The organism is Vibrio tapetis subsp. tapetis, from assembly GCF_900233005.1.
Lineage (GTDB): Bacteria > Pseudomonadota > Gammaproteobacteria > Enterobacterales > Vibrionaceae > Vibrio > Vibrio tapetis.
The window spans coordinates 1,347,435-1,360,797 of record NZ_LT960612.1; the positions used below are offsets into that span (position 1 = coordinate 1,347,435).

At 44.3% G+C, this 13,363-nt stretch carries 15 protein-coding genes and 2 pseudogenes; 13 read left to right on the top strand and 4 right to left on the bottom strand.

The genetic code is table 11. The features are described from left to right. The first annotated feature begins 545 nt into the window (after positions 1-545). The 8 genes from VTAP4600_RS23030 (at position 546) to VTAP4600_RS23065 (ending at position 5,811) form a co-directional block, all read left to right on the top strand. A complete protein-coding gene (locus tag VTAP4600_RS23030) occupies positions 546-1,139 on the top strand; it encodes a class I SAM-dependent methyltransferase (protein ID WP_102525050.1) in 594 nt (197 codons plus the stop codon). 32 nt (positions 1,140-1,171) lie between these two features. Next, a complete protein-coding gene (locus tag VTAP4600_RS23035) occupies positions 1,172-1,549 on the top strand; it encodes a nuclear transport factor 2 family protein (RefSeq protein WP_102525051.1) in 378 nt (125 codons plus the stop codon). Between the two features lie 54 nt (positions 1,550-1,603). Then, positions 1,604-2,125 (top strand): lipocalin family protein, encoded by a 522-nt coding sequence (locus VTAP4600_RS23040; protein WP_102525052.1) that lies wholly within the window; start codon positions 1,604-1,606, stop codon positions 2,123-2,125. Positions 2,126-2,140: 15 nt separating this feature from the next. Next, positions 2,141-2,935, top strand: a complete 795-nt coding sequence (locus VTAP4600_RS23045; RefSeq protein WP_102525053.1) for an aminoglycoside phosphotransferase family protein — start codon at positions 2,141-2,143, stop codon at positions 2,933-2,935. Positions 2,936-3,027: 92 nt separating this feature from the next. Then, entirely contained in the window at positions 3,028-3,924 is an 897-nt protein-coding gene (locus tag VTAP4600_RS23050; RefSeq protein WP_102525054.1) for a DMT family transporter, read from the top strand. Between the two features lie 163 nt (positions 3,925-4,087). After that, positions 4,088-4,684 (top strand): sugar O-acetyltransferase, encoded by a 597-nt coding sequence (locus VTAP4600_RS23055; RefSeq protein ID WP_102525055.1) that lies wholly within the window; start codon positions 4,088-4,090, stop codon positions 4,682-4,684. A gap of 36 nt (positions 4,685-4,720) precedes the next feature. Continuing rightward, positions 4,721-5,236: a GNAT family N-acetyltransferase gene (locus tag VTAP4600_RS23060; protein WP_102525056.1), complete on the top strand. Its 516-nt coding sequence runs from the start codon at positions 4,721-4,723 to the stop codon at positions 5,234-5,236. Next, positions 5,236-5,811: a GNAT family N-acetyltransferase gene (locus VTAP4600_RS23065; RefSeq protein WP_197708676.1), complete on the top strand. Its 576-nt coding sequence runs from the start codon at positions 5,236-5,238 to the stop codon at positions 5,809-5,811. Before VTAP4600_RS23060 ends, VTAP4600_RS23065 begins: the two co-directional genes overlap by 1 nt. An 88-nt stretch (positions 5,812-5,899) precedes the next feature. Here the strand turns inward: VTAP4600_RS23065 and malE are convergent, their stop codons facing one another. Both malE and VTAP4600_RS23075 read right to left on the bottom strand, forming a co-directional pair. Then, positions 5,900-7,081 (bottom strand): maltose/maltodextrin ABC transporter substrate-binding protein MalE, encoded by a 1,182-nt coding sequence (malE, locus tag VTAP4600_RS23070; RefSeq protein WP_102525057.1) that lies wholly within the window; start codon positions 7,079-7,081, stop codon positions 5,900-5,902. 316 nt (positions 7,082-7,397) lie between these two features. Then, positions 7,398-9,180 (bottom strand): annotated as a pseudogene (locus VTAP4600_RS23075) (alpha-amylase family glycosyl hydrolase). Positions 9,181-9,287: 107 nt separating this feature from the next. On the opposite strand from VTAP4600_RS23075, the gene VTAP4600_RS23080 reads away from it, so the two are divergent. Continuing rightward, positions 9,288-9,716, top strand: coding sequence for a GNAT family acetyltransferase (locus VTAP4600_RS23080; RefSeq protein WP_102525058.1), 429 nt, complete (start codon positions 9,288-9,290; stop codon positions 9,714-9,716). Positions 9,717-9,769: 53 nt separating this feature from the next. Here VTAP4600_RS23080 and VTAP4600_RS23085 read toward each other — a convergent pair whose 3' ends face one another. Both VTAP4600_RS23085 and VTAP4600_RS23090 read right to left on the bottom strand, forming a co-directional pair. Further along, on the bottom strand, positions 9,770-10,027 hold the full coding sequence (locus VTAP4600_RS23085; RefSeq protein WP_102525059.1) for a YgjV family protein: 258 nt from the start codon (positions 10,025-10,027) through the stop codon (positions 9,770-9,772). Between the two features lie 311 nt (positions 10,028-10,338). Next, complete coding sequence (locus VTAP4600_RS23090) at positions 10,339-10,653, bottom strand: DUF496 family protein (RefSeq protein WP_102525060.1); 315 nt, start codon at positions 10,651-10,653, stop codon at positions 10,339-10,341. 247 nt (positions 10,654-10,900) lie between these two features. Between VTAP4600_RS23090 and VTAP4600_RS26030 the strand changes: the two genes are divergently transcribed. The 4 genes and pseudogenes from VTAP4600_RS26030 to VTAP4600_RS23105 all read left to right on the top strand — a co-directional run bounded on the left by VTAP4600_RS26030 (position 10,901) and on the right by VTAP4600_RS23105 (position 13,303). After that, positions 10,901-11,068, top strand: coding sequence for a hypothetical protein (locus tag VTAP4600_RS26030; protein WP_172443212.1), 168 nt, complete (start codon positions 10,901-10,903; stop codon positions 11,066-11,068). An 86-nt stretch (positions 11,069-11,154) separates the two neighbouring features. Further along, a pseudogene (locus tag VTAP4600_RS23095) lies at positions 11,155-11,816 on the top strand (YceH family protein). Continuing rightward, positions 11,809-12,102 (top strand): GIY-YIG nuclease family protein, encoded by a 294-nt coding sequence (locus VTAP4600_RS23100; protein WP_102525061.1) that lies wholly within the window; start codon positions 11,809-11,811, stop codon positions 12,100-12,102. The pseudogene VTAP4600_RS23095 and the gene VTAP4600_RS23100 overlap by 8 nt, the downstream one beginning before the upstream one ends. A 382-nt stretch (positions 12,103-12,484) precedes the next feature. After that, positions 12,485-13,303, top strand: a complete 819-nt coding sequence (locus tag VTAP4600_RS23105) for a TIR domain-containing protein (protein ID WP_102525062.1) — start codon at positions 12,485-12,487, stop codon at positions 13,301-13,303. The last annotated feature ends 60 nt before the right edge of the window (positions 13,304-13,363 follow it).

A 13,363-nucleotide genomic window follows, 5' to 3' on the forward strand; every position in this document is an offset into this window, starting at 1 on the left:
CGATTTGCCATTGACGCTGTGAATTTATTGTTCGCGTTCAATAAGCTGGTTTTTTTTGTTTTGAATGCCAAGGATGTTTATGGAAAGTACGCACTGCGACACATGCAACCAACAGAGAGAACACACAGAAAGCATGGTGAGAAAACCGTCGAAGTATGACAACAACAAAACCCTATTTGGTCGGCTAATGCTGTTTGTACATGAATTCATTAACGGCGGAAATTACCATAATATGGACCGTTATTTAACCTGTAAGGTCTGCAAGACTCGAACCTTACATAATGTTGGAAATGAATTCGAATAATCTTCGTTACCTTGCTGTCAATTCACGTTCAGGTTGAATTGGCTTCTCCCTTGATTGAATGAATCGCCCGTTTAGCTTATTGGGTCGCACCCTTTACATCCTATCTCTTTTTAGCTCCCAAATTTACATATTATCCTTTGAAATTCCGTTTATTTTCGCCTATCAAAGTAATTAAACTTATAAAATTTACAGCGAACTATGATCCGTAGCTGCGTATGAAACGTATGGAGATAGGTGTTTGATGAATAGAAATAAATTACTCTGGCAAGACTACTATCAACAAACCCAAAACAAGCCACATCATGTGAGAACCCAGTTGGCCGCCGAACTTAATAAGTCGGGGCTAAATAAGGCGATTGATTGCGGTTGCGGGACAGGCAACGACGTTCGATACCTGAGCCAATTGGGTTATCAAGTTAGTGGCTTTGACGTAAATGAAGATTCAGTGGCACTTTGTCGGAAGCGATTTGCTGGCGATGATTCAGTGCATATCGCTCACAGTAATTTTGAACAGTTCGAATACAGTCGGTGTGGCGTTGTTATCGCCCATTCTAGTTTGTACTTTTCAGACCCACTTTATTTTGTACAAACGTGGCAGAAAATCAGCCAGAGCTTGCAATCTAGGGGGGTATTCTCTGGTGACTTTTTAGGTATAGATGATAGCTGGGTATTGGAAGGGAACCACCAAACTAACCCGATATCCAGGCTACAAATAGAAGACTTATTCAGTGATTTTCAAATTATTCAGTTTGATGAAAGAAATGAATTAGGCAAAACGGCGTTAGGGCGAGAGAAACATTGGCACACCTATTCCGTCGTCGCTGTTAAGAACTAAAAAATCAGAACTAAGAACTAGGAGCAACGAGTATGGACGCAAAGCAAGTCGTATTGGCCTTTTGGCATGATATGCAAAGCAATGATTTTGCCAAAGCGAGCCAATGGTTAAGTGAAGACTTCGAAGGCATTTGGCCTCAGTCGAATGAACAAATATGTGGTAGAGATAATTTTGTTGCCATTAATCAACAGTATCCCGCAACAGGTCGTTGGAAATTTACCATCAACAGCGCGGTATGTGAAAAAGCGCAAGTGGTAACGGACGTATCCATTACGGATGGCAAGCAAACCGCACGGGCGATTACATTCCATACCGTTTCTGCTGGGCGGATTTGTAAGCAGGTCGAGTTTTGGCCCGATGACTACGACGCACCTGAATGGCGGGCGCAGTGGGTTAACACCCTAAGCTAATGCCATAAAAGCTAATACCGCAAAAGCTAAGTCCATAATAGTTGGAGAACCAAGATGAAAAAATCCATTGTGATCGCGTTAAGTCTATTGCTAGGAGGCTGTTTAGGTATGCCTCAGGATGTGAAGCCAGTTAACAACTTTGAGCTTAACCAATATTTAGGCACATGGTATGAAATTGCTAGGCTTGACCACTCTTTCGAAAGAGGGCTGAGCAACGTGACCGCTGAGTATAGGTTGAAAGATGACGGTGGCGTGACGGTTATCAACCGTGGCTATTCCAAAGAAGAAGGAGAATGGCAACAAGCCGAGGGCAAAGCATATTTTGTTGAACAAACCGATATCGGCTACCTCAAAGTGTCGTTCTTTGGTCCGTTTTACGGCTCGTATGTGGTGTTTGAATTAGACGAAGAACAATATCAATACGCGTTTGTCGCCGGCCCAAATACTGATTACTTATGGTTACTGTCTCGGACGTCTGAAGTAGACCCGGATCTTGTTGCTAAATTTATGTCGATGGCGAAGCAACGAGGTTTTGATACTGATCAGGTCATATTGGTCGATCAGGGCGGTAATTAAACAACAAGGAGAAGTATGGAATTATTACAAGGCGGACGAGAAGATGGGATTTTCAAACAAGGTGATCACGTTATCCGACCTAGTCAGCCATGGACACCAGCGGTCCACGATTTACTTACCTACCTCGAAGGCAACGGCTTTACACATGGCCCTAAGCCAATAGCGCTTAACGACAATCAAGAAACGGTTTCATTTGTAGCGGGCGACACTTATAACTATCCGCTTATTGGTGCGATTGCAACGAAAACGGCGCTGCAGTCGGCCGCAAAGATGTTAAAGCACTATCATGATGTAACAGAGCACTACTTAACGAAGCTAAACACGCAAAATATCAAGGTCACCGATATAAAATGGATGCACACACCTAAAGCGCCATTTGAAGTGATATGTCATGGTGATTTTACCCCATACAATGTGGCCCTTCACGGAGACGAAGTCACAGGGGTCTTCGATTTTGATACCGCGCACCCAGCACCAAAACGGTGGGATCTTGCGTATTCTGTTTATTGTTGGGCTCCATTTAAGACCCACGTTCACGACAAAATGGGCGACTTAGCTCAGCAAATTCAAAGAGCAAGATGGTTCATGGACGCTTACCAAGCGGATACTCAACATCGCAAGTTGTTAGTGGAGTCAATGATTGAAAGACTCGAAGCATTAGTGGCTTACATGAAAACTGAAGCGAAAAATGGGCATGCCGCATTTGCACAGAATATTGCAGACGGCCATCATTTGGCCTACTTGGCAGACATCCGTTACCTTCAAGCGAACAGCAACGAGATTACATCAGGCCTAATGTCTGACGACTAGGTTAAGTTAACCTTGAATCGCGTCTATGCGATTCAATTGATGGGGGATTTCGAGTATCATCGCCGTCTCCCTTGTTTATTAAGTTTGATGATATGTCTTTTCCTGCTTTTAATGCCATTCCCGTTGGTGTTAGATACATGCTTCTGTCGGCGTTCGCTTTTTCCTTAATGACCAGTTTTGTAAAGTTGGTTAGCGTTGATGGCATCCCAGTGTTTGAGATTGTCGCGGCGAGAGCGTTAGTTTCACTGGTGATCAGTTATTTAGACGTAAAGCGTAAAAGATTATCAGTGTGGGGCAACAATAAAAAATTGCTCATTGCCCGAGGAGCTGTCGGTTCGCTGGCGCTGATTTGTGTTTATTATGCGGTTGCCACATTGCCATTAGCTGAAGCAACCATTCTTCAATATCTACACCCAGTATTTACCGCGCTGTTGGCTTTGGTCTTTTTAAAAGAGCGAATTCAGGCATCAACCATGGCCTGTATTGTTTTATGCATCAGTGGCCTGGCTTTGATCGTAAGCCCAGAATTTAGTGCCGGTGCTTCTTCGGAATTACCGTTATTTAGCGTTGGCGTTGCGTTGTTAGGGGCGTTCGGTAGTGCTGTCGCGTATGTACTGGTAAAGCGTTTGGCAAATACAGAAGACAGCTCGGTCATCATCTTTTACTTCCCACTCATTGCCTTACCGTTATCGGTTGTCTTGTTAGGTAATGACTTTGTTATGCCAACAATGGAAGGGGTGGTGCTATTGATCTTGATTGGTGTCTTTACCCAAATAGGGCAAGTCGGCTTAACGAAAGCGATGAAAACCGAAGTGGCGAGTAAGGCAACGGCGTATTCTTATGTGCAAGTTGTGTTCTCTATTTTCTTCGGTTGGCTGTTCTTTAGTGAACTGCCCGCAACGTGGACCTGGGCTGGTGGCGGTTTGATCATTCTCGGTGCTTTAATTAACGTGATGGGCAGCCGAAAAGGCGCGGCGAAATCGTCATAACTTATCGGTGCAATGAGCGAGGTTCGCCCACGCTATAGCCAGCATTGGATTTATAATAAGCACCGCATTTGCGGTGCTTATTGCTATTTTATTGTCTTACACTTCACTTATCTTTCTGATTCACATAGTCTTATACTTCTTTTTGTTAACTTGAGGGATAAGCATGAGTCAGACCATATCCGATTTTGACGTTCAAATTCCAATCAATAAAGCGCTGTTCGAGTTTCAAACTCAAGTAAAGGAAAAGTTGTACGACTTTAATCATGCGCGCCCATCTGCGTTGGAATATCGTAACCAGCTATTAGGCGAAATTTTAGGTTCGGTAAATCAAGTGCACATCGTTCCACCCTTCTATTGCGACATGGGTAAAAACATTCATTTTAAACAGGGTGGCTTTCTTAATACGGGGGTGAAAATTCTCGACCTTGCTTGCGTCACTATCGGTGAATACGTGCAGATAGGCCCAGATGTTGTTATTTCGACGGCAGGCCATCCGCTCGATCTCGCGGAGCGTGTTAGGCCCGTGGCAACCGGCAACCCCATCGTCATTGGCGATAACGTTTGGATAGGTGCGAAAGCGGTTATTTTAGATGGCGTAACCATTGGTGATAGAAGCGTTATTGGAGCGGGAAGTGTCGTGACAAAAGATATCCCATCTGATGTTGTGGCGGTGGGTAATCCGTGTCGCGTGATCAAGCAAATAGTCCACAGCGAAATGCCATCCGATGAAGAAATTGAAGCCATGTGGGAAGGGCTCTAGCTTCTACAAAATGCCAAAAACAGACAAGGAAATGTCGTGAATATTATTGAATTACCCTCACTTGATGGGTATCAGCCGTTATTAGAAACCTTGCTGGTCGATTGCGTTTCAAATGGTGCATCCGTGGGTTTTCTTACGCCTATTGACCGAAAAGAAATCACCGCATACTGGCAAGGCGTAAATGACGATGTGACCCGTGATAATCGAAAGATATGGCTGGCCGTTGAAGATGGCGAACCACTTGGAGTGGTGCAGCTTTCGTTATGCAGTAAACGCAACGGCCAACACCGAGGCGAAGTTGAAAAGCTGATGGTGAAAACCAGCGCCCGTGGCCAAGGCATCAGTAAAATGTTAATGCAGACGCTAGAGCAACGCAGTGTAGAACTGGGGCTTTCATTGTTGGTGCTAGATACGCGCAAAGGAGACGTCGCTTCGAACCTCTACCGTAAGCTAGGCTACATCGAGTCCGGAGAAATCCCGCAGTTTGCTTTAAGCTCAAATGGTGACTTAGACGCCACGGTAATATTCTACAAATTGATAGGTGAATCTTAATGAAAGTGCCATTGGAAAAAGTGCCATTGGAAACAGAGCGACTCATACTTCGTCAGTGGAAAGAAGAAGATAAGCCCGGTTACGCGGCGTTGAACGCAGACTCACAAGTCATGAGGTATTTTCCAGCATTGCTTAGCCAGGCAGAAAGCGACGCTCAGGTGGATTTCATCCATTCATTGATAGAAGCCAACGGGTTTGGTTTTTGGGCGGTAGAGCTTAAATCTAGCGGAGAGTTTATCGGCTTTGTTGGCTTACATAAGCAATTGGCACCGGAGATCCCCAACACGCCAATGATTGAAATTGGTTGGCGGTTGTCTTCTGAGTATTGGGGCAAAGGCTATGCGCCTGAAGCGGCAGAAAAAGCCTTAGCGTTCGCATTTGATGAACTCAACCTTGAGCAAGTGTACGCATTTACGGCGTTGCCTAATCTGCCTTCACAACGGGTGATGAGCAAAATCGGGATGGTGAACATCGACCAAGATTTCGATAACCCTAAATTGCCAAAAGGGCACCAATTAGAACGGCATTGTTTGTTTGAGATAACGTCTAGTCACTGGCGTGTTCGTAATAAGTAGCAAGTCATAATTAACAAGTAGCGAATAATAAGCACAGAAAAGAAAGCGCCCACCTAATGGTGGGCGTATCGGTAGAGGGGTAAGTTTGTTACTTTTTAATAATTTGCTTGGCCGCGGTATCTAGGGCTTCTTTACTGGTTTGTTTACCAAGCATGGCGTTTTCAATAGCCGCGCCTTCAGCGAACCAATAAGCCGTCATTTGAGGAATGTTAGGCATGATTTCCCCGTTTTCTGCGTTGATCATGGTTGAACGAATGCGCTCATCACTTTCAATGATCTTCTGGAACGATTTTAGCGTGACAGCCCCTAGTGGTTTATCGTCGTTCATGATTTTTAAGTTTTCATCAAGGAACAAGTAATTCTCTAAGAACTCGACCGCAAGATCGCCATTCGGGCTGGCGGCATTGATCCCGGCACTTAAAATACCAACGAATGGGTTACCCGTGCCGCCGTTTAATGTGGGTAGAACCGCAACGCCATAATTAACACCTAACTTATCTAAGTTACCCCATGCCCACGGGCCATTGATGGTTAAGGCAACGTTACCTTTACTAAATTCAGCTTCGGATACCGAGTAATCCATATCTGGGTTAACAATGTCGTTATTGACCAAATCAACTAGGAACTCTAGCCCTTTGACACCGGCATCATTGTTAACGCCAGTTACGCCTGCGTTAAAACCGCCAGCGACTTTTTCAAACGCGAAAGCGCCGCCTGATGAAATCATCGGCCATGTAAAGTACGCGTTCTTTACGTCCCACATGATGGCTTGCTTGCCTTGTTGTTGCATTTTTGTGTGCAGTGCGGCGAGTTCTTCCCAAGTTTTTGGTGGCGTATCGATGAGGTCTTTGTTGTAAATCAGAGAGGGGGTTTCAATGGCAACGGGGTAGCCCATCAATTTTCCGTTTACGGTGACGGCATCCCAGCTAAAATCCGCTAGTTTGTTTTTGAATTCTTTACTCGGGTTCACTTCTTGTAGCAAACCAGACTCTGCGTAACCACCAAATCTATCGTGCGCCCAAAACACGATGTCTGGGCCACTGCCGGTTGCCGCTGCTTGTTGAAAGCGAGACTCTAGAGATTCTGGGTGTTGAACTCTTACTTTAACACCCGTGTCTTCTTCAAATTGTTGGCCAATTTTAGCCAGACCTTCATAGCTTTTATCGCCATTGATCCAAATGACAATTTCGCCTTCTTCCATAGCAAAAACAGGCGACACCATCAACGTAGCCAATGTACAGACTGATAAACTCTTTAGTATTTTTTTCATAATATTGTTCCATCAAAATCAGGTTTAAGCCTTAACTTGCCTCACGGTGTCGATGACGACTAAGGTAAGCCATTGTTGTTATGCTGGATATAATAACGAGCTCATCGTTACTTAGAAAATAGCCTGATCAGGCTGTGATATAGATAAAAGCTATTTCATTAAAGGTGACTAAGTGCTAACTCAAAGAATTGACGGCTCTTGGCGGCTATGTGTCTTGGGAATTTGTGAGGGCACGCTGAATAAACTTGAATAGGAGGAAATAGGATAGGTCACTTGCTGGTAAGTCGCAGCAAGTGACGATGACACAAGAAGGAAGCTATTGTGTGAAGGCGTAGGAAGCCAGTGGCGGAAGGTTGAGTGAAACAACCCCAACGCCATGAGCAACATGAATGGTTATGGCCTTACCGCTTTCAATGCGCTCGTATAACGGATACTCACCGTCGGCTAAGCCCCATGCCGTGATAGTTTCTTCGGTAAGCTTGATGGTTACGTCCAGTGGTTCGTGCTCGTTGAAGTTTGCGGCCACGAGAACAAATTCGCCTGCATCATGACGCCCAAATACATAACCATGTCGGCCTAACGCTTCGGCGTTATTCGGGTAAATATCATCGAACTTCGCCGCAATAGCTGGGTGTGTTAAAGAGAACTGCAATAGCTTTTGATAAAACAACCGTATGATAAAACAACCGTAGCGATTTTTCGGACTCGCTGAGTTGCCCACCATCAAATTTGCCTTCATTCATCCATCGCTGGTGGTGGGGGACGCCAATGTAATCAAAAATAGACGTCCGAGAAGGCTGGCCAAAGCCTGCGTTTTCAGCACCGGGTTCACCGACCTCTTGGCCGAAATAAATCATGGTCGGGGAGCTACGCAGTAAGGTGCTGATCAGCATGGCTGGTTTTGCTTTTATTGGGCATCCAGCAAACTGTGGCGACGCAATGCGCTGTTCATCATGATTGTCTAAGAACTGTAATAAGTGATGCTCAATATCGTCATACTGGTTGCGAACATCGCTGATCAAGGCCGTTGACGCGTGGCCTTGTATAATGGCCTTTAACCCATCGTATAAATCGACTTTGTCGTACAGATAATCCATTTTTCCTAACTGGATATAGTCGCGATACAGGTGGGGCTGGTACACCTCCGCCATTAAAAAAGCATCTGGATTGATCACTTTAATACTGGAGTTCATGAAACTCCAAAATTCAACGGGCACCATTTCGGCCATGTCGTATCGAAAGCCATCGACGCCTTTATCCAACCAGAACAAGGCAATATCTCGGAATTTATACCAGGAATTCGGGAGTTCATGTTGCTGCCAGAACAAAAGGTGTTCAGCATGAGACTTGTTGTGATACCCCTTAGGCAAAGACGGAAAATCGTTGCTGCCATCGGGTTTTACTCCGTAGTTGATCTTGGCGGTTTCATACCAGTCGTCAAAGTTAGGTTTTGCGGTTCGAGCACCGTTCCCCGTCCATTTAGCGGGAAACTCTAGGTATTTGTCTATGAGCGAAGTGAGTTGCTTATTACCTAACGGCTGAAACTGATCCGGGATATCTGGCGCTTCAAACTCTTGGTCAGGCATGTAATAGAAGTTGTTGTGCTTGTGATATTCCACCGAAGTGGCATCTTGTGCGCCAAAATCGACCACACCAGCCGGGTTATTTAAGCCTTGATATTGCCTCGCTACGTGATTGGGCACGATGTCGATGATCACCTTGAGATCTTGATGGTGGTTTCGTTTGATGAGCGCTTCAAATTCTTCCATACGCTGGGTTGGGTCGTCGGCCAAATCCGGGTTGACTGAGTAATAGTCTTTAACTGCATAAGGCGAACCTGCCCGGCCTTTAACCACGACAGGGTGATCGCTGTGGGCACCCAGTTCGGAGTAGTCTCCAATTAGTGCATGATGGGGAACCCCGGTATACCAGATGTGCGTCATACCCAGATCTTTTATTTCTTTTAGTGCCAAGTCTGTGAAATGGCTGAATTTCCCGAGCCCATTTTGCTCTTTGGTGCCCCAAGGAATATTAGCCTGATGGGTGTTGCCGAACAAACGAGTAAATACTTGATAGATTGCGAATTTGTTTTTATTCATGACTTCAATCTTATGTTGTTTCATATTCGATTTTAGGCTATCACTAGGGAATAAAAAGGAAATCATCCCTGAAACCGCGAGGGTGGGGCGTAGAGCAAGGAGAGCAGATGAAAATACGTGAGTTTGAGATAAGAGATACCGAAACCATTGTCGCGCTATGGACACAGTGCGGTTTGGTGAAACCTTGGAACAATCCGTATAAAGACATCACCACCAAGTTGGCGCAAGGAGCCGATTTGTTTTTAGTGGCCGAAGTTGACTCAAACATTGTTGCAAGTGTGATGGGAGGCTATGAAGGCCACCGAGGTTGGGCGAATTACTTAGTGGTTGAACCAAGTAAGCAAGGCAAAGGCTACGGGCAACAACTTATGGGCGAACTTGAGTTGCGTCTTAAAGAAAAGGGCTGCCCGAAGATAAACTTGCAAGTGAGAAGCTCGAATAAAAAAGTGATCGAATTTTATCTCAATCAAGGCTTTCAAGTGGATGACTCAGTGAGCTTAGGTAAGCGCCTAGACGGAGTGTCATATCAGGCTTAGCAGAACGAAAAACCAGCGACAATGCGCTGGTTTTTATTATTCTTCGACGTTACTTATGCTTTAGCAGCAGAGGCCGCAGCAGCCACTTTTTTATCGTTGTACATCTTGAATAAGAAGTAAACATTCACACAAGCAATAAAGCCGTTAGTTGCAACAACGGGCATTGCATCAATCGCCACACCGTAAGCAGTGAACAGCGCACAACCAATGAAGTTAAGCACACGTAATAGAACGATGTCTTTCATCATTAAAGAAATCGCAACCATCACTGATGATGCGTAACCTAAAATTTCAACCATATTAAAATCCATAATTTTGACCCTCTAATTTGTATCGGACGTATCCGAAGCCAATTCTTCTCTTCATGAGATAAAGGGGGATGCTCCATGCCCCGAATGGTCATTGTTTTTTTGTATGGCCGAACTATAGCAACTGCTTATAAGAACGAAAATAGTCATTAATGGAGAAAGTGAAGGTTAGCGATTACGCAAACGGTTTACATCAAAATAAGAGAGGGTTGATTTCGGAATCTGTTGGGAAAGAAGAGGGGGAATAAAGCGTCGCAGCAAAGTGAGGAGAAAAAGCCCGCTACAGAGAGACTCGTAAAGCGGGCTCTAAAAGATTATTTCTTGCCGTGAGTTTGCTTGTCTGCTTCCGTTAAGTCACGGATTTTACGGCTGATGTCGCGGCGGGCTTTAGAAATTTCAGCACTCTTGATGATGTGATCATCAACGCGATCTTCGTAGTCTGCTTTCATGTTTTTGATGATTGCGACGATTTCGTCGTGAGTCATGTCTGACTTGATGTAGTCTTGTAGGTTGTCTAGTAGGTCAACACGTTTGGTGTTATCCCTAATCTTCTTTTCGTTATCTTGAAGTTCACGCTTCAGTTTGTTCTTACGACGAGCTTGGTTTACGATTTCAAATACGTTATTCATATATTCCTTTTCCTACTACTAGGTCATGAAGATGAGGTCTACGTTGATTAAAGCACAACAAAGTGACGCTTAACAGACTTAAGATCAATCCCTTGCGATTACTGCTGAATTTTTCATCAGACAATAGGCTTGATGGCGGCTCGATGTAGTATTGTTCGGCCCTTAGCTATATGATGCTAACCAACCATGACAAGGATATGACGAGCGCAGTGCGCGCCGATTCTTCATAAATAAGACAGATGACCTCATGAACGACACCGAAAATCAGCCACAACTTCGCGATAAACTGAGAAACGCTTATCGAGAAGGCAGAGACTTTCAAGAGCTAGTAGAAATCGAGCTAAGTCACGCTAAAATTATGCTGATACAAGAAGATGGTAAAAGGCTGCGTGTCCCTGTTTTGACTTGTCATTAATGGTCATGACTTAAGCGAGACACACATTGCTAACGATCATTCGTTAATGATGATGGGAATAAGCATAAAACATTAAGGAAGGCGTTATGAGTATTGAATTGAGTGCAATTGAGGCACGTATTATTGGTGTTTGATTGAAAAAGAAGTGACGACTCCAGATCACTATCCTTTGACGCTAAATAGTTTAACCACCGCTTGTAACCAAAAAAGCAACCGAGATCCGGTTCTAGACTTATCCGATTCTGATGTGATGGATGGTGTGCAATCTCTTATTGACCGTCGATTGGTCACAGACGAAAGTGGCTTTAATAGCCGCGTGTCTAAATTCCGTCACCGTTTTTGTAATACTGAATTTGGTAATTTGCAGCTGAACGAACAAGAACGCGGCATAGTCTGTAGCATGTTGGTTCGTGGCGCACAAAGTCCAGGTGAAATCAGAACGCGTACTAACCGTTTAACCTCGTTTACAGACGTCAAAGAAGTAGAACAAGTGCTAGACGCCATGGCCGCACGTGAATCTGGCCCTATTGTAGTGAAACTACCACGTGAAGCGGGCAAACGTGACTGCCGCTACCAACACCTGTTTTGTGGCGAAGTGGATATAGAAGCACTGGCCGCAGCGGCACCAGCAGCAGCTTCATCGCCGAGCAACAATGGTCGTATTGATGCGTTAGAAAGCGAAGTAAGCGAACTCAAACAACAAGTGGCTGAACTCAAAACCTTAGTTGATGAGCTGATTGGTGGCTAACCCAGCCCTAAAATCAGAACAAGCTTGGTTCGTTTACCTTATTCGAACCAAGTCCAACGCTTTGTATTGCGGCATTACCAATGATGTCGCAAAACGCTTTGCTACCCACCAACAGGGCAAAGGCGCCAAAGCCTTACGTGGCAAAGGCCCATTACAACTCGTTTGGCAGCAACCTGCAGCCGACAAAAGCCAAGCGGCTAAAATTGAATATTATATTAAGCAGTTTGCTAAGGCTAAGAAAGAGTGTTTGGTTGCTGATCAGGGTGTAGTGACGTTGCAAGATTGATAGGTATCTAACGGTTCTTACCGCCTACATTTCCAGCACTGACGTAATAAATACCAGCCTTCGATTGATTTTCCTCCCTTACATTTACACATCTTGTTAGTCCCATCACATTGACGTGATCTCGAATGTCTTGCCCTTTAAAAATCACTACGTTTAACATAGGACTAATATTGACATTTTTCTCAGATAAGCAGAGGATAGTGGCAGTGTTTGTGTATCAAGCTATTGAGTTAATACACAATAATAGATTTTGGTTAGTGGCTGTTAGCCGGCTAGTTGCCGCTTTGCGCCTTTGGAAAGGGGGAAAGGCGGATAGTTTGCTGCTAAACAATGTTATACAAAACTAAAAGTTAGATTATCTTTTACATATTCAGGAATTTAAATGAGTATTGAATTTTTAACCAGCAATGCAGAAAAAGTGAACTACCTATGTGCATTGTTAAAATCAAGGGCAACTGGTAAAGAATCATCAAACAGTGAATACCAACAGTTGAGGCACGAGCTTTTAAGTAACAATACGCTGTCATCACACTTGCCTAGCTGGTTAAAGCTTGCTCGTGATTTAGATTCGTTTTGGGACTTTATCCAGCCCAAATTTGGCACTTATTTAGAGCGTCGGGCATTTCTTGATAAAGAGTTTGCAGATCTAATGAGTCATTTGGAATTTGGTACACAATTAGCCAGTCAACAATCACCAGCTCAACAGAGTGTCCCTCCGCAACATGTAGTATCAGCAAGTCCGATGTTCTCTGCTCCTCAAGCACCAAAGAAAAACAAGGTATTTATTGTTCATGGGCGTGACAATGAAGTTAAGCAAGAAGCAGCAAGACATATAGAAACTATCGGTTTTGAAGCTATCATATTGCACGAACAAGCAAGTAGCGGGATGACAATAATTGAAAAAATTGAGCACTATGCAGGTGAAGCGGATTTTGCAATCGTAATATATACCCCTTGTGATAAAGGACGCGGAGCTTTCGAAACAACTGTACCAGCCCGGGATCGTGCAAGACAAAATGTTGTTTTCGAGCATGGTTACCTAATGGCTAAGCTTGGGCGAAAGAATGTTTGTGCTTTAGTTAAGGGGCAAATAGAAACACCTAATGATATTAGTGGCGTTGTGTATGTTTCAATGGATCAAGCTGGTGCGTGGAAAAATGACGTAAACCTTGAGCTTAAAGCCTGTGGCTATAGCTTATAATTTACCGTAGGTTTTGGTATGAAGTTCTGTGCTCTTTGCTGGTTTAGTGGGGCACTTCTT

Excerpts from the sequence above, each read along its gene's own strand:
- VTAP4600_RS23030 (WP_102525050.1), top strand. The coding sequence starts at position 546 with ATGAATAGAAATAAATTACTCTGGCAAGACTACTATCAACAAACCCAA.
- VTAP4600_RS23035 (WP_102525051.1), top strand. The coding sequence starts at position 1,172 with ATGGACGCAAAGCAAGTCGTATTGGCCTTTTGGCATGATATGCAAAGC.
- VTAP4600_RS23040 (WP_102525052.1), top strand. The coding sequence starts at position 1,604 with ATGAAAAAATCCATTGTGATCGCGTTAAGTCTATTGCTAGGAGGCTGT.
- VTAP4600_RS23045 (WP_102525053.1), top strand. The coding sequence starts at position 2,141 with ATGGAATTATTACAAGGCGGACGAGAAGATGGGATTTTCAAACAAGGT.
- VTAP4600_RS23050 (WP_102525054.1), top strand. The coding sequence starts at position 3,028 with ATGTCTTTTCCTGCTTTTAATGCCATTCCCGTTGGTGTTAGATACATG.
- VTAP4600_RS23055 (WP_102525055.1), top strand. The coding sequence starts at position 4,088 with ATGAGTCAGACCATATCCGATTTTGACGTTCAAATTCCAATCAATAAA.
- VTAP4600_RS23065 (WP_197708676.1), top strand. The coding sequence starts at position 5,236 with ATGAAAGTGCCATTGGAAAAAGTGCCATTGGAAACAGAGCGACTCATA.
- malE (WP_102525057.1), bottom strand. The coding sequence starts at position 7,081 with ATGAAAAAAATACTAAAGAGTTTATCAGTCTGTACATTGGCTACGTTG.
- VTAP4600_RS23080 (WP_102525058.1), top strand. The coding sequence starts at position 9,288 with ATGAAAATACGTGAGTTTGAGATAAGAGATACCGAAACCATTGTCGCG.
- VTAP4600_RS23085 (WP_102525059.1), bottom strand. The coding sequence starts at position 10,027 with ATGGATTTTAATATGGTTGAAATTTTAGGTTACGCATCATCAGTGATG.
- VTAP4600_RS23090 (WP_102525060.1), bottom strand. The coding sequence starts at position 10,653 with ATGAATAACGTATTTGAAATCGTAAACCAAGCTCGTCGTAAGAACAAA.
- VTAP4600_RS26030 (WP_172443212.1), top strand. The coding sequence starts at position 10,901 with ATGAACGACACCGAAAATCAGCCACAACTTCGCGATAAACTGAGAAAC.
- VTAP4600_RS23105 (WP_102525062.1), top strand. The coding sequence starts at position 12,485 with ATGAGTATTGAATTTTTAACCAGCAATGCAGAAAAAGTGAACTACCTA.